23 protein-coding genes and 1 pseudogene are annotated in these 26655 nt (G+C 38.0%); 12 read left to right on the forward strand and 12 right to left on the reverse strand.

Annotated features, from left to right (window positions below; all coding sequences use genetic code 11):
- Both KPC_RS05480 and KPC_RS05485 read left to right on the forward strand, forming a co-directional pair.
- Positions 1-944, forward strand: a pseudogene (locus tag KPC_RS05480) (GTPase); the annotation flags it as partial.
- A gap of 1 nt (position 945) precedes the next feature.
- Complete coding sequence (locus tag KPC_RS05485) at positions 946-3126, forward strand: EAL domain-containing protein (RefSeq protein WP_121973411.1); 2181 nt, start codon at positions 946-948, stop codon at positions 3124-3126.
- A 36-nt stretch (positions 3127-3162) separates the two neighbouring features.
- On the opposite strand, the gene rpmE is transcribed toward KPC_RS05485, so the two are convergent.
- From rpmE to KPC_RS05505, 4 genes are all read right to left on the reverse strand, one after another.
- On the reverse strand, positions 3163-3387 hold the full coding sequence (gene rpmE, locus KPC_RS05490; RefSeq protein ID WP_121973412.1) for a 50S ribosomal protein L31: 225 nt from the start codon (positions 3385-3387) through the stop codon (positions 3163-3165).
- 198 nt (positions 3388-3585) lie between these two features.
- On the reverse strand, positions 3586-4581 hold the full coding sequence (locus KPC_RS05495) for a bile acid:sodium symporter family protein (protein ID WP_121973413.1): 996 nt from the start codon (positions 4579-4581) through the stop codon (positions 3586-3588).
- 130 nt (positions 4582-4711) lie between these two features.
- Positions 4712-5113: a lactoylglutathione lyase gene (gene gloA, locus KPC_RS05500; protein ID WP_121973414.1), complete on the reverse strand. Its 402-nt coding sequence runs from the start codon at positions 5111-5113 to the stop codon at positions 4712-4714.
- 16 nt (positions 5114-5129) lie between these two features.
- Positions 5130-7289 (reverse strand): AmpG family muropeptide MFS transporter, encoded by a 2160-nt coding sequence (locus tag KPC_RS05505; RefSeq protein ID WP_121973415.1) that lies wholly within the window; start codon positions 7287-7289, stop codon positions 5130-5132.
- 184 nt (positions 7290-7473) lie between these two features.
- On the opposite strand from KPC_RS05505, the gene KPC_RS05510 reads away from it, so the two are divergent.
- Positions 7474-10122: an ATP-binding protein gene (locus KPC_RS05510; RefSeq protein ID WP_121973416.1), complete on the forward strand. Its 2649-nt coding sequence runs from the start codon at positions 7474-7476 to the stop codon at positions 10120-10122.
- 47 nt (positions 10123-10169) lie between these two features.
- Here KPC_RS05510 and KPC_RS05515 read toward each other — a convergent pair whose 3' ends face one another.
- Positions 10170-10547, reverse strand: coding sequence for a hypothetical protein (locus KPC_RS05515; protein WP_146196625.1), 378 nt, complete (start codon positions 10545-10547; stop codon positions 10170-10172).
- 150 nt (positions 10548-10697) lie between these two features.
- Positions 10698-11039 carry a Grx4 family monothiol glutaredoxin gene (gene grxD / locus KPC_RS05520; RefSeq protein ID WP_121973418.1) on the reverse strand — a complete coding sequence of 114 codons (342 nt, stop codon included), beginning with the start codon at positions 11037-11039 and terminating at the stop codon, positions 10698-10700.
- 201 nt (positions 11040-11240) lie between these two features.
- On the opposite strand from grxD, the gene KPC_RS05525 reads away from it, so the two are divergent.
- A complete protein-coding gene (locus KPC_RS05525; RefSeq protein ID WP_121973419.1) occupies positions 11241-12455 on the forward strand; it encodes an aspartate aminotransferase family protein in 1215 nt (404 codons plus the stop codon).
- Positions 12456-12528: 73 nt separating this feature from the next.
- On the opposite strand, the gene KPC_RS05530 is transcribed toward KPC_RS05525, so the two are convergent.
- The 3 genes from KPC_RS05530 to surE all read right to left on the reverse strand — a co-directional run bounded on the left by KPC_RS05530 (position 12529) and on the right by surE (position 15280).
- Positions 12529-13464 (reverse strand): LysR family transcriptional regulator, encoded by a 936-nt coding sequence (locus tag KPC_RS05530; RefSeq protein WP_121973420.1) that lies wholly within the window; start codon positions 13462-13464, stop codon positions 12529-12531.
- A gap of 97 nt (positions 13465-13561) precedes the next feature.
- The gene (locus tag KPC_RS05535) at positions 13562-14377 is read right to left on the reverse strand and encodes a peptidoglycan DD-metalloendopeptidase family protein (protein ID WP_121973421.1); all 816 of its coding nucleotides are present in this window, start codon (positions 14375-14377) and stop codon (positions 13562-13564) included.
- Between the two features lie 111 nt (positions 14378-14488).
- Positions 14489-15280: a 5'/3'-nucleotidase SurE gene (gene surE / locus KPC_RS05540; protein WP_121973422.1), complete on the reverse strand. Its 792-nt coding sequence runs from the start codon at positions 15278-15280 to the stop codon at positions 14489-14491.
- 295 nt (positions 15281-15575) lie between these two features.
- Between surE and KPC_RS05545 the strand changes: the two genes are divergently transcribed.
- The 3 genes from KPC_RS05545 (at position 15576) to KPC_RS05555 (ending at position 17877) form a co-directional block, all read left to right on the forward strand.
- Positions 15576-15968, forward strand: coding sequence for an MCR_0457 family protein (locus KPC_RS05545; RefSeq protein ID WP_121973423.1), 393 nt, complete (start codon positions 15576-15578; stop codon positions 15966-15968).
- A gap of 117 nt (positions 15969-16085) precedes the next feature.
- On the forward strand, positions 16086-17234 hold the full coding sequence (dacC, locus tag KPC_RS05550; protein WP_121973424.1) for a D-alanyl-D-alanine carboxypeptidase PBP5/6: 1149 nt from the start codon (positions 16086-16088) through the stop codon (positions 17232-17234).
- A 100-nt stretch (positions 17235-17334) separates the two neighbouring features.
- Complete coding sequence (locus KPC_RS05555) at positions 17335-17877, forward strand: gamma carbonic anhydrase family protein (protein ID WP_121973425.1); 543 nt, start codon at positions 17335-17337, stop codon at positions 17875-17877.
- 35 nt (positions 17878-17912) lie between these two features.
- Here the strand turns inward: KPC_RS05555 and KPC_RS05560 are convergent, their stop codons facing one another.
- Together KPC_RS05560 and KPC_RS05565 are read right to left on the reverse strand one after the other, a co-directional pair.
- Positions 17913-18452: a GNAT family N-acetyltransferase gene (locus tag KPC_RS05560; RefSeq protein ID WP_121973426.1), complete on the reverse strand. Its 540-nt coding sequence runs from the start codon at positions 18450-18452 to the stop codon at positions 17913-17915.
- 160 nt (positions 18453-18612) lie between these two features.
- Positions 18613-19761 (reverse strand): sterol desaturase family protein, encoded by a 1149-nt coding sequence (locus tag KPC_RS05565; RefSeq protein ID WP_121973427.1) that lies wholly within the window; start codon positions 19759-19761, stop codon positions 18613-18615.
- A gap of 608 nt (positions 19762-20369) precedes the next feature.
- Between KPC_RS05565 and KPC_RS05570 the strand changes: the two genes are divergently transcribed.
- From KPC_RS05570 to purB, 5 genes are all read left to right on the forward strand, one after another.
- A complete protein-coding gene (locus KPC_RS05570) occupies positions 20370-21956 on the forward strand; it encodes an FAD-dependent monooxygenase (RefSeq protein WP_121973428.1) in 1587 nt (528 codons plus the stop codon).
- Between the two features lie 344 nt (positions 21957-22300).
- Positions 22301-22786 carry an NUDIX hydrolase gene (locus tag KPC_RS05575; RefSeq protein WP_121973429.1) on the forward strand — a complete coding sequence of 162 codons (486 nt, stop codon included), beginning with the start codon at positions 22301-22303 and terminating at the stop codon, positions 22784-22786.
- A gap of 4 nt (positions 22787-22790) precedes the next feature.
- Positions 22791-23924 (forward strand): tRNA 2-thiouridine(34) synthase MnmA, encoded by a 1134-nt coding sequence (gene mnmA, locus KPC_RS05580; protein ID WP_121973432.1) that lies wholly within the window; start codon positions 22791-22793, stop codon positions 23922-23924.
- 13 nt (positions 23925-23937) lie between these two features.
- A complete protein-coding gene (gene hflD / locus KPC_RS05585) occupies positions 23938-24669 on the forward strand; it encodes a high frequency lysogenization protein HflD (RefSeq protein WP_121973433.1) in 732 nt (243 codons plus the stop codon).
- Between the two features lie 57 nt (positions 24670-24726).
- On the forward strand, positions 24727-26115 hold the full coding sequence (gene purB / locus KPC_RS05590) for an adenylosuccinate lyase (protein WP_121973430.1): 1389 nt from the start codon (positions 24727-24729) through the stop codon (positions 26113-26115).
- A gap of 144 nt (positions 26116-26259) precedes the next feature.
- On the opposite strand, the gene KPC_RS20885 is transcribed toward purB, so the two are convergent.
- Complete coding sequence (locus KPC_RS20885; protein ID WP_456049169.1) at positions 26260-26640, reverse strand: NF045616 family extracytoplasmic (lipo)protein; 381 nt, start codon at positions 26638-26640, stop codon at positions 26260-26262.
- Positions 26641-26655: the final 15 nt, after the last annotated feature.

Raw genomic sequence — 26655 nt, forward strand, 5'->3', positions numbered from 1 at the left:
ATAAAAAGATTGATCATGCTTCAATTTATAATAAAAAAAATAATCAAGGACTAAATGCCCATTTATTTATTGAAACGCAATATTTATTGGAACATATCAATACAACCATTATTCAGGATGAAAATTATATTTCAAAAGTAGAAAAACAGTTTTTGACCCCTGCGTTAAAGTTTCATGTTCAAAATGTATTGGGCACAACCAGTGAACGACGTCATGAACGCTACGAATATTCCGCACAGTTAAAAATCTGTTTTAGTTTACTTGCTGCACATTATTTTTTATCTCATTCCAAAACTTTTAGTGAAAGTCTTCTGACATATCAAAAATTCTTTTTGCATTCAGATTTATCAAACCGTATCACTGTTTTGGATCAAAATGATTTGTCCTTACCACCAAACAGATTGCTTGATCGAGAATGCAAACAGGTCTATCACACCGAAGTTCTTGATATTAGCCTTAATGGCTATCGTATTCGCTGGACTGGCGATACACCACGTAGTTTACGTACTGGCGAATTTATTCTGGTCAGTGAAACGATCAACCAGAAATGGAAAGGAGCTGTTGTTCGCTGGATTAAACAGGCAAGTAATAAAAGTTTGGAATTGGGGCTGGAAGTCTTGGGACAAGATGTTTTTGCATGTGCAGTTCGACTACAGGCTGATCTACAAAATATGAATTATCAACCAGCCTTGTTCATCCAAAACTGTCAATTAGAAAATAATGAATATTCTCTGATATTGCCCAATCTCTCAATATTTAAAGAAAAACAGAATATTCAGTTACGCCTGGCCGATCATGAAATGAAAATTCGTCTGGAAAAGGCATTACTCATTACCCAAAGTTTTATTCAGTTTAGTTTTAATTTAATCAATTCAGAACAACAGCTTTTAATTGAAGATTTTATTTTCGATCAATCTGATCATTCTAGTTTAGGGGAAACTTAAAGTGAGAAATTCTTTATTTTCACAAAAGATAAAACGAAGCGAAGTACGTATTTTAATTATTGATGATAACCAGATTAGATATAATAAAATTATAGAAATATTAACGACAGAAAAGCTTACGATTGACTCAATACTTTTGGATGATCTTAAAAACTTTGAGAAACAGCTACAAATTAAATGGGACATTATTATTTTTGGTCAGGCCTATGATTTAAAATTAGATCAAGTGATGATGCTCATCCAGAATACGGCAAGTTTTGATATTCCTGTATTGATTTTATCTCCCTTCGATTATCAGAAAGATCAATATTGGAGCTATATCAATAAAGGCTGTTATGACGTAATTGACGTCGAGGAAAATACTCAGTTCTATATTGCCTTTCTGCGTGCATTATCATTTAGTCGCTTACTTCAAAGCCAAAATAGCTTACTCAATGAACTGGAGCATATTCAAACGCAGTCTGAAACCCGTATTCAGGCGCAACATTTAGCTAGTGCACAGATTCAGGAAGGCATTCATATTCAGGCAAATCCGGAATATCTTGAGTTATTCGATTTAAAGCATGAGGATGAACTCATCGGACTTCCCTTGCTCGATATTTTACAACCAAATGATATTCAGAATTTTAAGCAAAAATTTAAAAAAGTTGCTCAGGGTTATTTCGATCACGCTGCTTTTGAAATAGAAAGCCAGCATGAACATGCTCAAGCTTTTAATCCATTAAAAGTTGAGTTTCAGCCTTCTACCCAAGACAATATTATTCAGCTTACAGTAACCAAAAACCAACATTCGCTCATCACAACACCAGCTTTGATTATTGATTCAGAACAGCAAACGAATCATCCCGTAAACAGAATTCTCCGAACTTTAAAAACTCAACCTGCCAAACTAAATGCTTTAGTCATCTTTAGTTTAGCGGACTGTCCTAGCCCTATATTTACCAGAGACTGGAACACTGCAAAACAATATTTTTCAAATATTGCAAAACATATAGAAAATCAGACCAGCTATCCTATTTTTAAAATTAATACCCTTCTGGTTGCAACTATTCTCCAGTCAGACTCTCAGGCTCTATTACAATCAAAACTGACGAGTTTACTGGCTCTTGAAAAACCCCAGGTCCTCAACATCCAGTCTGTTAACTATCCATTGCATTTAAAAATCGGTTACACCCTCATTAGTGATGAAGTCATTAATGAGAATAATTTTGAGCAGTTGCTCGCACTTGCTTTTAATACCCCCTTGCCTCAGGCTACTCATGAGAGTAGCACTTTACAATTAGAGCCAGTTACCCAGCCGTTACAGCCAAGCCTAGAACAGCCTTCATCTGTATATATGCAGGAAGATTCAGTAACGATAGAAAATAATCAATCAATAAAAAAAGAACAACCTCAAAACTCGTCTTTTACCGCTATCCAGCCAACACAATCAACTGACTTGATGATTAGTGAGTTATACCAAAAACTGCAAAGCCAACAAATTCAACTAAAATTTCAACAACTTTATGATAAACAAGATAGCAAACGAATTTATGAAGTGAGTAATGGTTTTATTTTTCAGGATCAATGGCAAGATATTCAAAGCCTTTGCTTACTTGAACAACATCCGAACTTGAATGTTCAGTTAAGCCGATGGATTTTAAGCGAATCCTGCAAACAATTACTCCAGTTTCAGACACAGTATCCAGATGCTGCCTTGATCATTAATTTGCATTCTCAGATATTATTTCAGGATGCTTCATTTATAGAATTTATTCAAAAGCTAAAAGCCTCTTTGCCAAGTCAAACAGAGTTCCCACTTATTTTACAATTTAACAAGAATGATATTCTTCAGCATGCAACACAGGCAAAAAATAAATTTGAGCAGTTAAAACAATCAGGAATCCTGGTCTCGCTTCGTGATTTTAACATTCAGGATAGTCCTGATATCTTGGCAGGCTTGGAGATCCAGTTTGTTCAACTTCAGGCTAAAGACTCTCAGATGCTTGATGACCCTATCGAGTTAGGTAAATTGCAGCAACATGTTGAAGCATTGCTTACAACCAAACCTGTCGAGATTATTTTATGTCAGTTAAATGATATGAACTTATTTGCAAATGCCTGGAGCGTTGATAGCCGTTATTTACAAGGTGATTATTTTCAGAAAAAACTTGAACTGCTTAAAGATGTTCAGGACCAATAAAAAACGGGCTTAAAGCCCGTTTTTCGTTTTGGTGTATTAACGTTTGATAGAACGTGACATACCAGCAAAACGTTGTTTGAATTTGTCGATACGACCACCAGTATCTACATTCTTTTGTTTACCAGTATAGAATGGGTGGCAAGCTGAACATACGTCAAGATAAAGAGTTTCTTTACCAATAGCAGAACGGGTTTCAATAACGTTACCACATGAGCAAGTAGCAACTAGTGTTTCATATTTTGGGTGAATATCGGCACGCATGGTCGATTACTCCTAAGTTAAGAAAGGCTTATGCTGTCATCGCAATTTATCACTCTCAAAATTGAGGCAGGCATGTTTTATTCAAAACAGCAGATAAACACGACAACAGACCATTTCTTTTGGCCCACCGAGACTCGAAGTCAGAGCTAAGCACAACAAGTGGCGGGTATTATACGCTAAAACTCTAGGGTTTGCGAATTATTCCATCACTGAACTGGATTTTATTTCAGGTTTGTTTTGTCTTGACCAATGATTGGCAATAATGCCACAAACCATTAACTGAATTTGATGAAAAATCATGATCGGTAATACAATCATTCCTAGTGGTTGACCTGCAAATAAAATCTGGGCCATAGGAACACCACTAGCTAAGGTTTTCTTAGAACCACAAAAGAAAATGGCAATCTGGTCAGCTCGGTTAAATCCTAGCCATTTAGGGACAAAATAAGCTAAAAGCATAATGATCGTCAGTATGCTGGAACAGGCAATCACTAAATATAATAGTGTTAGTCCATTAATTTGATGCCATAACCCTGCAACCACTGCCCCACTGAAAGCACCATAAACCACCATCAGAATCGTACTTTGATCAAAGGCTTTTACGATATTAGGCACTTTTTGCATATATGGATAAACATACGATCGAAGCAGTTGACCTGCAATAAATGGAACGAGAAGTAATAAAGCAATCTCTATGATTGATGACGTTGGGTCATAGTTATGTTGAGACCGACCAAAAATAAAAAAACTCACTAAAACAGGAGTAATGAACATCCCGATCAAATTCGAAAAAGATGCACTACATACTGCTGCTGCAACATTACCTCTCGCAACAGAGGTAAAAGCAATCGAGGATTGGACTGTTGACGGTAAAAAACACATAAACAGAAAACCCCAATACAATTGTTGTCCCAATAATGGCAGTAAAATTGGCTTGGCAAGCAGTCCTAAAGCCGGAAATACTATAAATGTAAAAGCAAAGACCAAAGCATGTAAACGCCAATGCAAAATGCCTTTTACAATCGCCTCACGGGAGAGTTTCGCACCATGTAAAAAAAACAGGATCGCAATTGCAACATTGGTCACCACTCTGAATATTTCAGCTGGCTCACCAGATACAGGGACAATTGTTGCCAATATCACCATTACAACTAACAGGATCGTAAAACGATCAAGCGCGAATAATTTCAACATGATTACATCCTGTATTTCTTATCAGGTATAAATAAAAAGAGCCCAGTGGAGATTTCATTCTACTGAGCTTTTATCATTAAACCAATTTCCAGAAGAAATGTTCACTATTTAGTATTGCGACATTACACAACTAATTATTACGGGCATTTCCATCTTGTTGAATCAGTTCAATTTTATAACCATCAGGATCTTCAACAAATGCAATAACAGTAACACCGCCTTTCATAGGACCAGCTTCACGTACTACATTTCCACCACGTGCCCTGATTTCCTCACATGCCTTATAGGCATCATCAACTGCAATTGCAATATGACCATAGGCATTACCCAACTCATATTTGTCAGTATCCCAGTTATGAGTTAATTCAAGAACCGTATTATTTTCTTCGTCACCATATCCCACAAAAGCAAGGGTAAAACGCCCTTCCTCATAATCACGCTTACGAAGCAAGGTCATACCGAGCACTTCAGTATAGAACTTTAATGATTGTTCTAAATTGCCTACGCGTAACATGGTATGCAGCATGCGCATATTATTTCTCCAAAAATCAATTGCTATTGTGCGTTTCTACCGATTTCTCATGGTCCTGTAAAAGTTTTCCTACCCAGACCACTAAAATTAAAATCGGAATCCCAATCAAGGTTGTTATTAGGAAAAAGTCAGGATACCCCACTTTAGTGACAATAGTACCTGAATACCCACCAATAATTTTAGGTGTAAGTGTCATTAACGAACTAAAAATCGCATATTGAACAGCTGTAAATGACACACTGGTTAAACTTGATAGAAAGGCAATAAATGCAGCCCCTGCCAGACCAGAAGCCAGATTATCAAGAATAATCGCCGCATATAACCATAATTGGCTATATGGTTTAATCACTTTTCCTTTAATTTCTACAGTATCTTGTGACTGAGGATTTACAACTTTGACGGGTTGAATATCCACATCAATAGTCGCTTTATGGTTGGTTAAACCGTATTGAAGTGATGTCATGACATCAGCATGTGCTGCAGTAAAGTTTGCCTTGACACTGATATTTTTCGAAGGTGAATCATGTAGCACCTTGCCTGCAATAATGGCAGCAAACTGATCACTTCCTTCAATTTTTGCAGGATATTCTTTACCATCCAAAGTCACAATAAATGGTTTTTCTTTATTTAAATTTTCAGGATTAATGTTACTAAATTGACCTTTGATAACCAGACTCTGGTTATATTCCTTAGGGGAAAGATTGCCGTCACTGGTAATCGGAAATAATAAAATCTGGGCAGATGATGACTGTTTTAAATAGGGTAAATTCAGTGAAGCAGCTTCACTCAAATCGCGATATTGAGTTGTAACCGTGATTTTGTCAGTATTGGAAAAAGTCTGACCTGGGACATGAACTGACCAATACCCCACTTCATCAGGCTGAGCAGAAAAACTTTGCCCTGCCACCTGAACCTTGACTGGTGCAAGATCTTGACCTGATTTCACCAGTCCAATAAACATCAAATTTGTAGAGCTGGCCAGAATTGCCCCCACAAACATCAATTTCATGATATTCATTTTCTGAGCGAGCAAGCCGCCGAGAAAGCCCCCCATCAGGCTAAAAACCACACCATAAATTTTCACCGCTTCAGCGATTTGTTCTTTGGTAAAATTGAGATCCTGATAAAACACATTAGAAATTACACCAGAGACGATATCAGAAATCCGATAGAAACCAATTAGTAGTAATAATACCAATGCCAGTTTCACTCCATAACGAGCAAAGAAATCCTTGATTGGTGCAACCCATGTTTCAAGTGCCATCTGTTTATTCACAGCACCCAAATTGACCAAGATCATACCAACAACAACAGCTACAACTGCTGATCCTAAAAAACGTACAGCTTCCATACAAAACAATAAAAAGCTGTCTTTGATTTCTAATGATCGAGTTAAAAATCCTGTCAAATCACCTGAATAAATATAGCTCAGGACAAAACCTAATACAGCGATAAAAAATACAAAAACCAGCCTGTAATAATCACTTCGTTTATAATCTTTATGCACCCGCTCAACTTTTGGTTCTCGTATCACTAATGTAGTGAATATCCCCACCAACATGATGGCAGCCATGGTTAAATAGGTTAACTTCCATGCACTATAAATATAATTTCCTTTAGCTGTTCCCATACTCGCAGCCAAGAATAAAGCTCCAGCTCCAGCGACAATCATCCCTATGCGATAACCCGCATTATAGGTTGATGCCAATACTGTTTGCATTTGCGTCTCTGCCAGCTCAATACGATAGGCATCTATCACAATATCCTGAGTTGCAGCTGAAAAACCTAATAACACAGCTCCAACAGCCATCTGAATCAGATAACCCTGACCCAAAGATGGATCTGAAAATGCCATAATACAAATGGCACAAATAATCAGACATTGTGCGATCAGCAACCATGCACGACGGCGTCCCAAAATCCTGGTTAAAAATGGTACAGGAAGTTCATCCACCAAAGGTGCCCAGACAAACTTGAATGAATAACCTAAAGCAGCCCAACTAAAAAATGTGACTGCACTTTTATCAATACCAGCCTCACCTAACCAAAGAGATAGACTAGAAAAGATTAATAAGATGGGAATACCAGCCGAGAATCCCAAAAACAACATAATAAATGCACGGCGGTCTAGAAATGCCGTGAAGGCACTTTTCCAACCCGAAGTCTGTGTTGTCATTGCTTTATTATTTTCCGCGAATCTAAAGTTGGTTATTCAACCCCTTAATGCTGTTAGATTCAATGCTTTTTATAAAAACGTTACTTGTTTTTTTGTAGTGATTTCCATCATTGATGCTTGAAATTTCCTGACAAACCTGTATACCTTTAAGTTTTCAACTGCTATTTAGTTTTGGATTTCACCAGTGACCCAAAAACATGATCAAATGAGTGTAAGCTCTGTTTCAATCGCCAACACAACAAATGAATTAGTTAAAATTGAAAATGCATACCCTTCGGTATTCGATCAAGCGGGAATTCAAAACACATTGAACCAAACAAGACTGAAACCTGAACAACTGACCCATATCCCCAATAAGGCAAATATTCCAACATCAACCAAAAGAATAAAGCCACTCAACAATTTTCTGGGTCAAGACCGTGCTAAAGCTTCTGTAGAAGCGGGTATTTCCCTGCCATATTCAGGTTATAACATTTTTGCTGTTGGGACAGCAGGTCTTGGTAAAAGAACCATGATCAAGCGTTTACTGCAACAACACGCTAAAACCATGTCAACGCCTGATGACTGGGTTTATGTTAACAACTTTAAAAATGCTCGCAATCCAATTGCATTACGCTTCCCAGCTGGACAAGGCAGCAAGTTTCAAAATTTATTGCATCAGACTTGGCAAACCATATTAAAACAGCTGGATAGACGTTTTAGCGCAGAATCCTATCACAATCAGATCGAACGTATCCGTCAGGTTACAGGAAATGAACAACAACAGGCTCTGGTTGAACTCACCAAAGAAGGTGAAGAACTGGATCTAAAACTGGTCAATCGTAACGAAGAACACTGTTTTGTTCCGACACATGTTATTGACAATAAAGTTCAGGAAATGACTCAAGAGGATGTCAATGCCCTCAGCAGTAAAGAACGGGCTGAAATTGCATCCAATATCCGTTATATGGATAAAAAACTTGAACGCTTGGGTTTACAGCTTGGTGATCTGGAAGATGATGCCCGTGATCAGGTTTCGGAACTAAATCGTGATATTGCAAAACAGGTCGTGATGCCACGTTTCGATCTTATTATTAGTAAATTTGAAAATGTTGATGGCTTAGAACAATATTTAAAACTCTATGCAGATGACATTATCAATAATGTTGAGCTGATTTTAGAGCAAGATGAAGAAGATTTTTCACCTGCTACATTCAACAGGGTTCCTGCCCGTTATCAGGCAAATGTAGTCGTCAGTAATAAGCCCAATAGCGGTGCTCCAGTTATTTTTGAAGATTTCCCTACACACTACAATTTACTCGGTCATGTGGAACAACTCACACAAAATGGAACGATTACCACTGACTTTACCTTGATTCGCCCTGGTTCACTGCATAAAGCCAATGGTGGTTTTCTCATGCTTGAAGCAGAACAATTACTTGAACAACCATATGCATGGCAAGGTTTGAAACGCGCCCTGAAATCTGGGCAACTCAAACTCTCTTCACTTGAACATATGCTGACGCTAACAGGTAGCATTTCAATTGAACCTGCCGCTATTCCATTAAATTTAAAGGTTATTTTACTTGCTGAGCCTGAAATTTATTATGAAATTCTAGAAGTAGAGCCCGAGTTAGGTAGTGTATTTAAAATCCGTGCCGACTTTACAGATACATTACAACGTAATGACAGTAATGAACAGGCCTATATGCAGCTCATAGCAGACTATGTACAGCAGGATAAACTTCTTCCCTTTGACCGTACTGCACTAGCTGCCTTGCTCACCGATTCTAGTCGTCAGGCTGAAGACCAAAGTTCATTATCACTTCATGCATCAACACTTGGTGACTTGATTCGTGAAGCTCATCATCATGCTTTACAGGCAAATGAAAAAATCGTGACTGCACTGCACATCAACACAGCACTTAAACATCGCCAATACCGCTTAGGCTATTTAAGGGAGCTTTATTGGCAAGACTTATCACGAGGTACCCAACTCATTGAAACTCATGGACATCGACTAGGTCAAATTAATGCCCTTTCAGTCATCCATTATGCTGATGTTGAATTTGGTTTGCCTTCCAGACTGACAGCTTCGGTCTATCAAGGTGGTGGCGACATTCTGGATATTGAACGTAGTGTTGAATTGGGTGGATCATTACATGCTAAAGGTGTGCTTTTGATGTCGAGCTTCCTAAAAGCTCACTTTGGTCGTGAACAGATCTTACATTTCTCTGCTGCTTTGGCTTTTGAACAAAGTTATGGGCAAGTTGATGGTGACAGTGCAACTGTTGCTGAACTTTCAGCTCTCATTTCTGCCATTTGTCAGTTGCCGATTGACCAGTCCTGGGCCATCACAGGCTCTATGAACCAACTGGGGCAAGTCCAACCTATTGGCGGAGTAAATGCTAAAATTGAAGGTTTCTATGATGCTTGTAAATTACAAGGTTTAACTGGAAAACAAGGTGTCATTATCCCTCGTCAAAATATGCAGCATCTCATGCTCCGTCAGGATGTGATTGAAGCTGTTGAAAATGGACAATTCCATATCCATGCCATAGATACAATCGATCAAGCTTTAGAAATATTAATGGCTCGCCCTGTAGGAACACTCGATAAAAAAGGTCGTTATAGTAAAGATTCCATCTATGCAGCAGTCATGGAGCAGCTTGAATACTGGCAAGCGATCGAAGATGGTGAAGAAATAGAAGACGAACCGAAAAAAAAGAAGAAGAAAAAGAAGAAAGTAAAAGAAAATAAACCCGAAGCTTGTTCAGACACCCAAACGGATAAACAACAAACTGTAGAGGTGTCTTCAAAGCTATTGAAAAAAAGTACTAAACTTAAAAAATAGTATATAACTCCTCTCATCGTTTTTTGATGAGGGGAGTTTTTCAAGATTTACCAATTTTTACATACAATCAAAGGTAAATACTGTCCTCCTGGATCTACTGGTTGCTTCATTACAACCCCATACCTGATATTTGTTTCCAATCGATAGTCATCAAACGTAGTTCTTTTTTCACATTTTTTATCCAGAACCAGCCTTGGGTCAGCTTGCTTGATACGATTTCTATCGAAATAACTTTTGGCTAGCTGATTACGTTTCAGATCACCTGATTTTAGAAAATCATTTAATGTAATATTATTACCACTCGCTACTTTTTTCGAGAAATCCATACTCTTATCAAAATCAATTTCATATTTTAAGTTATCGATATCATTTGCAAATACAGTTTGGGATATGAGCAAAATCATAAGCAACCTTATCTTAACCATGATATTCCATTCATTAAATTTATATATTTATTTTAATAAAAAAATTAAAAGAAAAATACAAGGTATATCTATAGATATGCTCACTCGGGGTTTAGATAATCCATTATTACAATAATAAAAAAGCACCTCGTAGGTGCTTTTTTAATTCGCTTAAGCTTCTGGAGCTGGGCTATATTGTTCAATTAATGGTTTTAATTCACCATTTTGGAACATTTCTAACACGATATCACTACCACCAATCAACTCACCATTTACCCATAATTGAGGGAATGTCGGCCAATTTGCAATTTGTGGGAGTGTTGCACGAATATCCGGATTTTCCAAGATATTTACATAAGCAAATGGACGACCAATTTGGCTAAGCGCTTCTACTGCACGAGCAGAAAAACCACATTGTGGGAATTGTGGAGTACCTTTCATATAAAGAAGTACAGCATGTTTAGCAATTTGATCGCGAATTAACGCTTCTGTATCGCGCGCTTGTTCAGTCATTGATTAAATCCTCAACTAATCTGCCCTGCATTATACCTAAAACTTTCGTAAACGGTGATGTTCCGCATAAATTTTCCGTTAATTTACATTTTACGCTTTAAATCTGTAGCAGTTTTTGATTATATAAGGGCTTGTTGTCAATTTCACAAGCGAAATACCAACAATCCTTTTTATTTTCCACCTAACAGATAAGAGTTAGTCATGAACAACATTACCCTCGCTCCGGTACAATCTGATCAACCATCACACTTGATGCCAGTATTTGGCCGTCAACCGATCAGCTTTGTCCAAGGACGAGGATCTTATCTCTATACAGAAGATGGCACTGAATACCTAGACGCACTCACAGGCATTGCTGTCTGTGGTCTCGGTCATGCTCATCCTGTACTTGCTGAAGCGATCGCAGAACAGGCAGCAACTCTGATTCATACCAGCAACATTTTTGAAATCCCATGGCAGACTGCTGCGGCACAAAAATTGGCTGAAGTTTCAGGTATGGAAGAGATTTTCTTCTCTAACAGTGGTGCAGAATCGAATGAAGGTGCGATCAAAATTGCACGTAAATTTGGACATATGCAAGGTGTAGCAACACCAAAAATCATTGTTGCAGATCATTCTTTCCATGGCCGTACATTAGCCACACTCTCCGCAACAGGCAACAAAAAAGTTCAGGAAGGCTTTGCGCCTTTAGTTGAAGGTTTTATCCGAGTTCCTTTCGGTGATATAGAGGCGATTGAAGAAGCAGCTATTCAACATCCAGATATCGTGGCTATCCTAGTTGAACCGATTCAGGGTGAAGGTGGGGTCAATACAGCACCTCAAGGTTTCAGTTATCTTGAACAAATCCGTCAGATCTGTAACCAGCATAACTGGTTGATGATGCTGGATGAAGTACAAACTGGTAATGGCCGCACAGGTAAATATTTTGCTTACCAGCATACCAATATTGTCCCAGATGTATTAACCACTGCTAAAGGTCTTGGAAATGGCTTCCCTATTGGTGCGGTCATGACTCAGGGTCGTGGTGTAGGCGTACTAACAACAGGAAACCACGGTTCTACTTACAGCGGTACTACGTTAGGTTCACGCATCGTTTATACGGTTATTGATCTCATTCAAAAAGAAAAGATTATTGAGAATGCCGCAAATATTGGTCAGTATCTTGTTGACCAGTTCCGTAGTCAACTTGCTGAATATAATGTTACTGTCCGTGGCTTTGGTATGATGATTGGTATTGAATTGCCAAAAGACTGTGCTGAACTTGTTGCGATTGCACGAGATGAACATCATTTAATTATCAATGTGACTGCTGGTAATGTTGTTCGTTTATTACCTGCTTTGAATATGAATCATGAACAAGCTGATGATTTATTAAAGCGTTTAGTTCCTGCAATCAAGAACTTTATTGCTAAATAATTCATTACCAATGATTGAAATAAAAAAGCCGCATAAAGCGGCTTTTTTTATACATCCAAATTTGTTGTCAAATTTAAGATGCTTCTTGGTAAATACGTCCACCTGGAAGCTGGCTAAAATATTGTTTCAATGCATCCAGACATCGATATGTTTTAACCGGTTGCTGCTCTTTTTTCGCAATGATCGCACATAGTGTAAAAGCAGGTAATTTCCATTCAGGAAGTACTTCAACCAAAGAACCGTTAATCAATTCCTTTTGTACATCCAGATATAAGATGCGTGCCAAACCATGACCTTGTTGGCAAAGGGACTTCGCTACAAAAACATTGTTGGTTTGCAATCTACTTTCCATATTGATATTTATTTCTTCATTTGTGATTGCATTTTGAAATGAAAAATACTGATTATTTTTCATGGTATTCAAAAAAATCAATTCATGATTCAATAAATCTTCAGGACGTGAAATTGGCGTACTGGTCTGATTTAAATAACTTGGAGATGCCACCAATACCTGTTCCACATGTGCAAGTGGAATTGTAATCAAGTTATGGTGTTCTTCAATTTTTGAGCACATCTTGATCGCGATATCAATTCGACCATCAATCAAATCATTGATCTGATTGCTTGCATCGAAATGAACATTTAAACCACGGTGTGCAGACATCCAATGTGAAAGTGCTGGCACTACATGCGTAGCACATAGTTCAGGTGTAGTTGCGATACGTAGATCACCGACTAATTCATCACGTAATTCATTAATCCGTATTTTTCCACGTTCCGCAGCTGCTAGCATTTCTTGGCAGCTTAGAAAAAAGGCCTGTCCAGCTTCAGTCAAACTTAACCGTCTAGTAGAACGATGTAGAAGTGTCACTTCCATATCGTGTTCTAATGAACGGATTTGTTGACTCACGGCACTAGTCGTGATGCCCAATTCACGAGCAGCGCCACTAAAAGAACTTTTTTCAACTACGCAAGCAAAGACACCCATTGCTCGAAGTTGATCTAACATAAATTTCCCTCTGAAATTATGAGATGCATCACGTTTTTTTATTAATGCAACTCGTTGTATTATACGGGGAATTTATGACTTTGTATTGGTATATTGTTTAATTACTTGGTAAAAGTGCAGACGGATCTATTGGTTTACCATTAGAACGTATCTGGAACTCAAGCATTGTCTGGCTTGCACCCGAAGATCCCATCTCTGCAATCTGTTGCCCTGCTTTAACATTATCACCACTTTTCACCAGCATTCTACTGTTATGTGCATATGCAGTAATATAGCCATCTATATGTTTAATAAGAACTAAATTGCCATATTCCTTTAAACCATCTGCAGCATAGACCACCTGACCATCCGCAGCTGCAAAAACAGGATCCCCCTGATTTCCACCATAACGAATGCCTTTAACATTATTCGCCAAATTGTAGCCCGAAATTACTGGACCACTGGATGGTTTCACCCAACGTAAAGTTGTAGGTGCAGGTGCAACATTCACAGATGGAGCATTTGTTTGTGGTGCTGGTGGAACATAAGTTGGTGTTTGCTTTGGCAATGGAACCGTTTGTCTTTGAATAGCTGCTGACTGATTATATGCCTGAGTTGAAGTTGTACGTTTGGCTCCAGAACTTTTCAGCCTAAGCGACTGATTTACATAAATCCTGTATGGCGGTGCAATATCATTCATCTGCGCAACACTGATATAGTTCAAGCCATATCTAGCTGCAATTCCACTCAATGTATCACCTGAACGCACAGTATAATATTCTGGAGCATTTGCATAACGGACTGGATTATTGATTTGTGGTTTAGACGCACATCCAGTAAAAGCAAGTACTGATGTAACAGCTACCGACAAGAAAATACTTTTCAACCAAAAATCTGGTCGACTTGAAAATTCCTGTAGTTTCACCTGTTGCATTGCCTTCCCTCATAAAATGTTAATTTTAAATTTCATTTAGATTATCAAAAAAGATTGTTTAAGGATTTGTAAAAAGTGTATTTTCACAAACTTATAACATTTAATACCTTGTTAATCATTTACCAACATAACTTTACTCGATAACTGCATCTGTACATTTTCCAAAATACTATAGTTTGTCGCATCCATCTGAATCGGTGTAATACTGACAAAACCGTTTGCAATGGCATAGAAGTCAGATTGAAGATGGTGCAAGTTTTTCTTCGGCTCTGCAACAGCTTCACCTGATAAACCAATCCAGTATACCTGACGTCCTCTGGGGTCTACGTGACTGGTAATCGGTTTGGATTGTGTTCTTTTACCCTGATAAGTAATTTTTGCACCCTTTAACTCAACAACATCAGGAACATTAATATTTAAAATATGTCTTGGTGGTAAAGATGGCAAACCCTTTGCAACAAAATCACGCACCCACTCTGCCGCAACTGTATAATTTTCTATACTTTCATAAGCCCGAACATTTGGTCCTGCAAGAGAAACCGCTATAGCAGGCTGTTTCATTAAACGTCCTTCAAATGCAGCACCGATTGTGCCTGAATAAAGCACATCATCACCTAAGTTTGCACCACTATTAATACCACTGAGTACCAAATCAAACTCAAAATCAAACAAGCCATTCATAGCCAGATAAACACAATCGGCTGGTGTCCCATTTACTGCCCAGACATCTTGCTGGATCTGGACAGGTCTCAATGGACGATCAAGAGTCAAGGCACTAGAGTAACCACTTCTTTCACTTTCTGGTGCTACAACAACAACACGCCCCAATGTACTTAAAGCTCTGGCTAATGCTTGAATACCAGGTGCAAATACACCGTCATCATTGGCAATTAAAATATTCACTTATATACTCAATTTAAAGGATGCTTTGTATTTAAAACTATTTTGATTATAACGATGATCATCGGCACATCTATAAGTGATTTGTGTCTAAATTCTGCTTTTTTAGTGATTTTTGAATAATTTGCAAACAAATAAAACAATCAGTCCATATTCTGTTTAAAATAAACTATCCGATCTAAAATAAAAATTCATTAAAACAATCATTTTCTACATCAATCATACACTTCCTCTATTCTTTTCACATCAAAATTGTTTACCCTATGCACATTATCGATTTATTGGAATTAGCTACATTATGCAATCAAAATTAGTGAAAATAGCTACTTTGGGGATTTTATCCTGTTCTTTTTTCTTACCTCAAACCTTTGCTGCAACAAAAAAATCAGCAGAAGAAGAAAACATTGATGTAACCCAACAGCAAGTCACGAAGGAAGAACTTGCTGCAATTTTTGTACTTTCTGAGGTTTGCCCAAAAATTCAAGGTAAAAATACCAAGTTTACTGATGGTTACAAACGTTTAGCTAAAGATTATTTACCAAATGAAAAAAATCCTGTGGCCGCACTACAAAGCTTGAGTAAGCAGGCAAGTTTTCAGGAAGCATTAAAACAGGCACGTCAAGATGCCAAAAATGCTGGTGAGGAAAACAACAAACAAGTCTGTCAAGATGTCATTAATTATCACAGTTAAAGTCAATTAGTTACAATAAGTTCGAAATAAGCCGACTTCACCCGTAGAAGTCGGCTTTGCTTTATCCTAAAATGCTAAGCTCTTTTAGTGCTCATACAAGTATTGGAATCACCTAGAATGACCCGTAAAAGCGCCATTGCTGCAATATTACTCTTACCTTCATTTTCTTATGCAGCAACAGTCTTATCTAACCCACCAGAATTAAATAATAAATCTTATGTTCTGATGGATTATGAGACAGGACAAATCCTTGCTGCTAAAAATGAAAATGAGAAACTCGCCCCTGCTTCAATGACCAAAATGATGACCAGTTACATCATTGAACAGAAACTTTTAAAGGGACAACTGACTGAGGGCGAAAAAGTTCGAATGAACGAGTCGGCTTGGTGTCGCGGTAGTAGTGCTGAATCTTGTATGTATGTACCATTAAATGGTACTGCAACTGTACTTGAGATGCTTCGCGGTATTATCGTTCAATCTGGTAATGATGCCTCTAAAGCAATGGCAGAGCATATTTCAGGTAATGAAGGTACTTTTGCCTATGAAATGAATAAAGAAGCAAAACGTATCGGTATGACAAATACCCACTTCATTAATGCGACAGGTATGCCAGCTGAGGGACATTTTTCTACAGCAAAAGACATGGCGACACTTGCGCAACATATCATTCATGACAGTGCGAAATACTACCCAATCTATTCAGAAAAAGAATTTACATTTAACGGGATCAAACAAGGTAACCGTAATGCGTTGCTTTATACTGACCCAAGTGTTGATGGCTTAAAAACTGGTCATACAGAAGAAGCTGGTTACTGTTTAACAACCTCATCCAAACGCGGACCAATGCGTCTGATTTCTGTAATCTTTGGCGCACCATCAATGAATGAGCGTGCTAGTCAGACACGTGAACTTCTTGCATGGGGATATGCTAACTTTGAAACCATTAATGTAAAACCGGCAAATCAGGCACTGGCAACATCAAGAGTATGGTTTGGTAAAGAAAATGACGTGAAAGTCGGTTTGCCTGAAAATTTCAACGTCACTATGCCTAAAGGTCAGGCTGGTGATATCAAAACTCAAGTTTCAGTTCAGCCAAACCTGAATGCTCCACTTCAAAAGGGTCAGGTAGTCGGTAAATTCACTGCAACTTTAAATGGTAAAGTAATAGCTGAAAAACCGCTTGTGGCACTTGAAGCTGTTGAAGAAGCTGGCTTCTTCTCTCGCCTCATCGACCATATTAAACAATTCTTTAGTAACTTGTTTTAATTTTTAAATTAAGACTAAAGCCAAAGCATTCATATCATCGATATGAATGCTTTTTTAATTTATACTCAAAACATCAAAATTTTAAATTTTTATTATTCACATGAAAAAGAATATTCGCCCTTATCTAGAACATCATCCAAAAATTGATTCTAGCTGTTATATTGATGATTTATCTGTAATTATTGGAGAGGTTATACTTGCAGAAAATGTATCTGTCTGGCCTTTTGCCGTGATCCGTGGTGACGTAAACAGTATTAAAATTGGTCGAAATTCAAATATTCAAGATCATTGTATGTTGCATGTGAGTCATAAAAACAATAATAAACCAAATGGTTCACCTCTGCTGATTGGTGAAGATGTCACAATTGGTCATCATGTGACGTTACATGGTTGTAGCATTGGTAATAGAGTCCTGGTCGGTATCAATACTATTGTTTTGGATGATGTCGTTATTCAGGATGACGTAATGATCGGTGCTGGTAGTCTGGTTCCACCACGTAAAGTTCTGGAAAGTGGTTATTTATATGTAGGAAGCCCTGTACAAAAAGTTCGCCCTTTAACTGAACAAGAACTTGAGTTTTTACCTTATTCAGCTCGACATTATGTCAAGGTAGCAAATGATTATCTTGAGAATAATCTCTGACGCATTTTATTCTATAGTGGCCCTACGATCTGAAACTATCCGGTTTTGTTTTGATGAATGATCTCTAAAATTGGATTTGTTTTTAAAAATAAAATCATCAAAACTTCATTTTTATATACAGTGCCTTTTTTTAATGCTAAAGGTTCAATGCCATAAACTTGAAAACCATGTTTTTCATACAGATGAATTGCTGGCAAATTATCATCCACAACTGTCAGCAAAATCTGTTCTACATGTTGTTTCCCATATTCCACCACGACTCTGAGTAGTTGATCTGCAATTCCTTTTCTCTGGTAATTTGAATCGACATAAAAACTATAAAGATATGCTTTATGTCTATCCTTTTCTCCTTCCCCTTGTTTAAAAACAGCTAAACCAACGATTTGTTCGTTCTGGAAAGCACCGAATACAGCCGAGTTTGAAATTATTTGGATAAAGAAATCTAAATTTTTTTCAAGCTCAGCACTATAGCTTGCCCCAAACATTTCAGGTGCTTGAGCCAAAGCAGCAAGTCTAATCTTACGATAATCCTCTGCATCCTGGGTTTCTAAACGCCTAATTTTAAGATTTAACATATATGAATCTCAAACATCTAATTATGAAATGTCAATAGACCCTGTTTGATCTAAAAAATATAACCATGACTTAAGACAAAATATCGATTTAAACTCATATTAAAAAACTCTACATCAAAGATATAAATGATTGAATTTATTTTAAACAATGATAAACATTTTAATTGTCATTTTCAGCTTTAGCTTCATTCAACTGATCTGACACCTGCTCTTTCAACTGCATATCAACGGGTATAGGTTCATCAGTTCTGACATGAGGTTTAAAAATTTGCTTCTGACCATCTACTGGCTTTTTCATATGAATAGGTCTGTAATTTTTACTAAATACTACACCGTCAATACGCCAGCCATCCAAGCAGGTAAAACTCCCCCAAAACCGCTTTAAAGATTCTACCTGTACACCAATAATACCTTTATTGTTATCTATATCCACCATCTTGTCACCAGTCACACCTGTCGGGTGCACAGGTTCGTTATATAAAGCTGTTTTAAAAATAACATCCCAGATGGCAAATACCTGCCCAAAATTGCAGTTATGTAATGTCGGACGTTCAGGTACAAAATCCATATGGTGATGGCGATGAAATTCTGGGCTCACAAAAATCTTACCGAAAATTGGACCAAAACTAACACGTACATTGGCATGTGAGAAATTTTGAACCAGCTCCCCTAGCAACATCAACCAAACAAACTCTTCACCAGTTACCCCCCAGAATATACCAACACCTGCCAAAACAAACGACTGTAGCATTCCATCCAGATAGTTAGTCCTGTCATTGGTCCAACAATTCATCTGTCGTTGACTATGATGAAAGCTATGCATAGCCCACCACCAGGGTATGACATGTTGGATACGATGCATCCAGTAATACACTAAATCATAAGATAAATAATATAAAATAAAAAATATCCAGGGATGGTCCATTAACCAAGGAAACTGAGTCCGCAGACTCCAGACAGGACTATCACCTGATGCGGGTGAAACACCACTCATATAATTTACGACTGGCGTCATAATCAAAAAAGCAAAGAGTGGAAATAAACCGACCAGCATCAGCCAAGTGAGATGAAAATCTATTCGGGCATAACGACGATCTGCCCACTTTTCCGCTGGGATCAAATTTTCCAGAGGACGAAATAAACACCCTATAATCAATAATTGCAATGCACCAATCATTAATGTTGCAGCAATTTCAGTTGGAGAATCAGTATATTTTGTAATATGTAAAAAATTCAGAACAGGCAAAATTGCATGGTGACCTAACCATGTTGCAGATTGCCCCCAAAGTATTGCTATTTCAGATAACATATTTCACTCTGCCCTACACTGAAACCAAGTCTTCAACTCTCGGGTAAAATATCAAGCTAACTTTCAGTGCAACTAATTTTTGTATTTAGAATAATTAAACGAGCAAGAGCTTAAAATTTTATTAATGATCATGTATGGATGAGCATACATCGTTGTAACCCTAAACTGATCTAACGACATGCTGTCTTTTTGTGTATCAATTTTTCTGAAGTCTCAATTTCAAAGATTGAAACTGTATGTTGAAATAATTAAAAAATACTGATGAAACTATAGTTTCAAAAAATAAAACAATAAACATAGCTACATCACACACCTGAAGATTTGATTAAACAAAATAGGATTGCATTTATCATTTGACTCGTTTATTTTTTAATAGTCGAAAATTGCATGACTGGACGTGGTGAGCACCAGTCAGTACTTGAACTTATATCAACAAGTACTAATCATCCAGCCCAAAGGCCGCGGACCACGACAGAAGGCAGAGTTATGTCTGTCCAATGTCGGAGGTTGCATGTGGTTTTCTTGGATTCTATCTATTAGATTGCTCTCTTCTTCCGACACTCAGGTTAGTAAAACAGCATGTTTTAACATGCCTACTGGAGGAAGTTATGCAAGACTCTATTGAAAAATTATATACAGATATCGTCATCATAGGCGGAAGCTTGGTCGGTCTTTCAGCCTCGCTATTTTTATCATGGCGTGGTGTCAAAAATATTGTTATTGAAAAACATCTGGGAAGCTCTCCCCATCCACGAGCGATTGGATATACCGAACATACATTGGAATTTTATCGAGTTGTCGGGATCGATGATAAAATCCCGCAGACCGATGCAAATTTTCGTTTGCGGCGTGCAAAAGTTGAAAGCTTGAGTGGAAAATGGATAGAAGAATATCCTTGGACACCGCACAAACTGAATACAACACCCATACAAGTTTCCCCAGTAAAAGGCGCTGCAATCGCACAGGATAAACTGGAACCTATCCTTCGAGAACGTGCCTCAGAATTAGGTTCCGACTTAAAACCCGGATTTGAAATGCTGGACTTCAATGAATGTCCCAATGGCATTTCCGTTCGCATACGTGATCGTAAAACTGCCAAGGAAAGTATTATTCATGCAAAATATATGATCGCTGCTGATGGCTGTAATAGTCCTGTCAGGGAAAAATTAGGAATTAAACGTAATGGCGTGGGTTATTTACAAACAGTCCATAGCGTTCTTTTTAGCTGTCCTGAAGCTGATACATATCTTGATCGTGGTATCCAGCAATTCGAAATTGAACAACCTGAACTAAAAGCATTTCTGACAACATATCATGATGGTCGGTGGGTATTAATGTTCACAGATAATCATAAAAGGACAGAAGATGAGCTAAAAGTAGCAATTCAACTCGCCCTTGGCAAAAACATGGATTTTGAAATCATCACGACTAGGACATGGGAAATGGCTGGACTCATCGCTGAGCAATATAGCAAAGGAAATATATTCCTGGTTGGGGATGCGGCTCATCAGCTTCCTCCAACACGTGGAGGATTTGGTGCTAATACAGGGATAGATGATGCTTATAATCTCGCATGGAAGCTTGAATTTGTGGTAAAAGGCTTATCAGAAAAAAGTCTACTCTCAACATACAATGAAGAGCGCCACCCCATTGGGGTTTTAAGACACGATCAAACATTCGCACGACCAGATTATCAAAGAATCATAGGGAAAAAACTGACAAATGTCCCTCTGATAGATGATATTGCAATAGAATTAGGTCAGCTTTTACGTTCATCAGCGATCATTGGCGCTGATAAAAACCTTCCCTCTGCCGCAACCCCGACTGAATGGGCTGGTCAACCAGGGGTTCGGGCACCACATGCATGGATTGATTATCAGAAAAAAAATATTTCAACTATTGATCTGTTTGGGCAAGGATTTGTAGTTTTATCCCAAAATCCTGTCTGGCGTACAGCTGCCGAAACGGTCTATCAAAAAACTGATATTCCTATTCGAACCTTTATTATAGGAGAAGATATTCAGTTTGCCCCCTCTGAAAGTTTCGAGGAACTCTTTGGCATTACGTCGAGTGGGGCAAGTTTAATTCGACCTGATGGGATTGTGGGCTGGCGAAGTAAAAAGCAACCCAAACATGTAGCAAACGAACTCACTCAGGCAATCATTCAAATCACTGCAGCAGTAAAAAAAGAATAAATACTGTTATTGTTTTTGATTTAGCCCATACCCAATTGAATAAAAGATGGATTAACCTCGAGTCAAAGAAAGTAAATTACGTTCTTTGACTCATTAAAACCGATTAACGTTGATGATAAAAACAAAATAACAATGCATGATTTTTAACCAATGAATTATAAAGTTAAATATCAGCATACAACTATGCAAAATTCACTTATATTTTCATATAAATAAATACATTGAACTAAAACCTAATAACTAAGTCCTCCCGATTTGGCTTTTCCATCAAAGAAACTCCTATTCACCTAGCCATATACCCCTAAATTTTGTAGAATACTGTTTTTAAACCAAGGTGCTTGTTTATGACCACTTGGACTCCACACGTCACAGTCGCTACAGTTGTTGAAAAAGATGGGAAATTCCTTTTTGTTGAAGAGCATACAGAAGGTGTAACTCATACAGTATTCAACCAGCCTGCGGGTCATGTCGAAAAAGATGAAACTCTCATTCAGGCAGCAATTCGTGAAACGATGGAAGAAACAGGTTATCAAGTAGAAATTGATTCTTTAATCGGGATATATACCTATACCCCTCCAATGTTTCCAGACCGTACCTACTATCGTTTTTTGTTTTCAGCCCATGTGCTTGAACATTTTCCCGATGCAAAACTAGACACAGGTATTCTTGGTCCAGTATGGATGACGCTTGAAGAGTTGATAGATACTGCCCGAGCTCGTAGTCCACTTGTCATCAAAGCCATACAAGATACCATCTCTGGTCAACGTTATCCTTTATCGCTCGTTTATGAGCACAAAAACTCTCCTTTAACTTCCACTCTGGATGCTTAATTTTATGCAACAACGTGTCATCGTCGGTATGTCTGGTGGTGTAGACTCATCTGTTTCTGCTGCACTTTTACTTCAACAAGGTTATCAGGTTGAAGGTCTTTTCATGAAAAACTGGGAAGAAGATGACGGCACTGAATATTGCACGGCTATGGAAGATTTAGCAGATGCACAAGCAGTTTGCGATAAAATCGGTATTAAGCTTCATACCGCAAACTTTGCAATGGAGTATTGGGACCGAGTTTTTGAGCATTTTCTACAAGAATATGCGGCTGGTCGTACCCCCAACCCTGATATCTTATGTAATAAAGAAATTAAATTCCGTGCATTCCTTGATCATGCCATGAATTTAGGTGCTGATTTTATCGCAACAGGTCACTATGCCCGCCGTGGTGAAACCATGATCAATTCCAAAGGTGAAGCATATGCTCCACTACTTCGTGGTTTAGATAACAACAAAGATCAAACTTACTTCCTGCATGCCGTACATGGTCGTGAGATTAATAAAACATTATTCCCTGTCGGTGAAATTGAGAAGCCACAGGTACGCAAAATCGCAGAGGAATTTGGCTTGGCAACTGCCAAGAAAAAAGACTCAACAGGTATCTGTTTTATCGGTGAACGTCGTTTTAACGACTTTCTAAAACAATACCTGCCAGCTCAACCAGGAAAAATTGTTCTCGATAATGGAAAAATTGTTGGTGAACATCACGGCTTAATGTACTATACCCTCGGTCAGCGTGGAGGTATCGGTTTAGGCGGCATGAAAGGCGCGACTGAAGGCGCATGGTTTGTACTACACAAAGATGTAGAAAATAACCGTCTGGTTGTAGGTCAAGGACATGAGCATCCACTCATGCAAAGTACCATTTTATGGTCAGAAGCCATAGACTGGGTTGCAGGTGAACAGGATATTCCTGCTAGTGGCTTCAAATGCACAGCAAAAACTCGTTATCGCCAACCTGATCAAGCGTGTACAATTTATAAAGATGATGCTTCACCAAACGGTGTACGTGTCGAATTTGATGAACCACAACGTGCTGTCACGCCAGGACAAAGTGTGGTTTTTTATGTAGATGAGGTGTGCTTAGGTGGTGGCGTTATTCACCATACCAATGCACCAAAACCTGATTTTATTTAAAGGAATATTAGGCATGGTTGAGTTACCCTTTCAACAGCCTCGTACTTTGAATCAACGCCAAAATAGAGCTTTGGCGCTTGCAGCTGTGTTTCAGGCTACACAGCTTACGCATATGACGGCGATGATGGGACGACAGACCATTGGTGAAAGTGGGAACTTCTACTTTGAGCAACTCATCAAAGCCAGTCTAAACATCAGACCTGTTGAAAACTGCTCCTGTCAGACTCTAGACTTTTTTAATCAGCTTGCTGATATTTCCTTAGGCCTTAAAACATTAGAAAGTAGTATTACCCAGCCTTTTTCAACAGCTCCCAAATCCCGTTTACCCAAGATGAGCAATGCAAAACTACCGATGTCCTATGCGATGTCTTTGCTTGCATTAGAAAAGAAAGTCTATAACAATCCTGAATATGTAGAAATTATTGAACAATCTCAGCAAAAAATACTAAAACAGCTTTCCTTTTTTGATAATAACTATGTTCATCCAAGCATTCTTGCCAATCTTGCACAAACTTATGTTGAAACTGCTGGTCAAATTAATCCCCGTATTCTAGTTCGTGGTAATGCTGAAGCATTTAAAGATGCCTCACATACCAACCGTATTCGTGCAAGCTTATTCACTGGGCTACAAATGGCGCATTTATGGCGTCAGCTTGGTGGCAGTTCATGGAATATGATTTTCAGTAAGCGCAGGCTTCTCCAAGATATTCAGGATCTTGCCCGTTTACAATATCAGGTTGTCTAACTTGATGATAAGCAGGCTTTTTGTTTTATGTTTAATTCCATAGTTTAAGGAATCCATATGAACGCTTTAACAGCACTTTCTCCACTTGATGGACGTTATGCAAGCAAATGCGATGCGCTACGCCCTTTCCTCTCTGAGTTTGGACTCATTCATGCTCGTGTGACAGTTGAAGTGCGTTGGTTACAAGCGCTTGCAAACCGTCCTGAAGTTACTGAAGTTAAACCATTTTCAAGTGAAACCAATGCTGCACTAGATGCGATTGTTGCAAATTTTTCTGAAGAAGATGCACTTCGTATTAAAGAAATCGAACGCACAACCAATCATGATGTAAAAGCAGTTGAATATTTTCTCAAAGAAAAAATTGCACATATTGATGAATTAAAAGATTCAGGTGAATTTATTCACTTTGCATGTACATCAGAAGACATCAACAACTTGTCACACGCTCTAATGCTGAAAAATGGTCGTGAAGTTCTTGTTGAATCTATGCAGAAGATTATTGATAGCATTGTTGCCCTTGCTGAAACGCATGCTGATCAACCTATGCTGTCACGTACACATGGTCAGACAGCTAGCCCTACAACATTAGGGAAAGAAATGGCGAACGTGGCTTACCGTTTAGCTCGTCAAATCAAACAGTTTAAAAATGTTGAACTTTTAGGCAAGATCAATGGTGCTGTCGGTAATTACAATGCGCACTACTCTGCTTATCCAGAAATTAACTGGCCAGCTCATTCTCAGGCATTTGTTGAATCTTTAGGTTTAACATTTAATCCTTACACAACTCAAATCGAACCACATGACTATATTGCTGAGCTTTTTGATGCTTTACGTCGCTTCAATACGATTTTGATTGATTTTAACCGTGATGTTTGGGGCTATATTTCTTTAGGTTTCTTCAAGCAAAAACTTAAAGATGGTGAAGTTGGCTCTTCTACAATGCCACACAAAGTTAACCCGATTGATTTTGAAAACTCTGAAGGTAACCTGGGTATTGCCAATGCAGTACTTGCTCATTTAGGTGAAAAACTTCCAGTTTCTCGCTGGCAACGTGACTTAACCGACTCAACTGTACTTCGTAATATGGGTGTTGGTTTGGCACAAAGTTTGATCGCATTTGATGCTTGCTTAAAAGGTATTGGTAAACTTGAGCTGAATGCTGCACGTATTGCAGAAGATCTTGATCATGCCCAGGAAGTTCTAGCTGAGCCGATTCAAACTGTTATGCGCCGTTATAATGTTGAAAAACCATATGAGAAGCTAAAAGCATTGACTCGTGGTCAAGCGATGACTCGTGACATGATGGTTAACTTCGTCAATGGTGATGAGTTGGTTCAAGTTCCTGCTGAGCAACGTGCTCGTTTAGCTGAACTTACACCTGCAACCTATACTGGTAATGCAGCTGAACAGGCGAAACAGATCAAGGATTTGATTTCTAAAATCTAAATTATAGATTTTAACCAATAAATGAAAGCGAAGTTTAGGCTTCGCTTTTTTATTAGTCTTTCAATTGACATTTAAATGCTCCAATAAAAAAACCTCATTTGGGCAGATTTACGTTTTTTTCAATATCTAAAGGTAATCTCTTTTTTAATTAAAACCNAACCAATTCAAAAACTTTTCCCACAGGCTACGTCCTGAATAATCATATTCTTCTTGGCTACAACCGTAAGGATCTTCAACTTTCATTAATACTGTTTTTTTCGATTTCTGAGTAACACATACTCTTTGGGAGTAAATTTTATCTGCCTCCATATTCAAATAATATGGAATATTATTTTTAAAATTTGAAGCATTTACAATAATACAGTTTTGTTCTTTATTCGGTGTTTCAATATTATTATATAGTTTTTCATATGAACCATTAATTCCTGAGNTTCCTGATACCTCTCTCGCATATACATATACGCGACCACCATAAGCTTTAGCGGAACTTCCTCTCGTATATAAACATAAATTATTGTTCTTTATAGATACATATAAAGT

Source organism: Acinetobacter stercoris (genome assembly GCF_900323515.1).
Lineage (GTDB): Bacteria > Pseudomonadota > Gammaproteobacteria > Pseudomonadales > Moraxellaceae > Acinetobacter > Acinetobacter stercoris.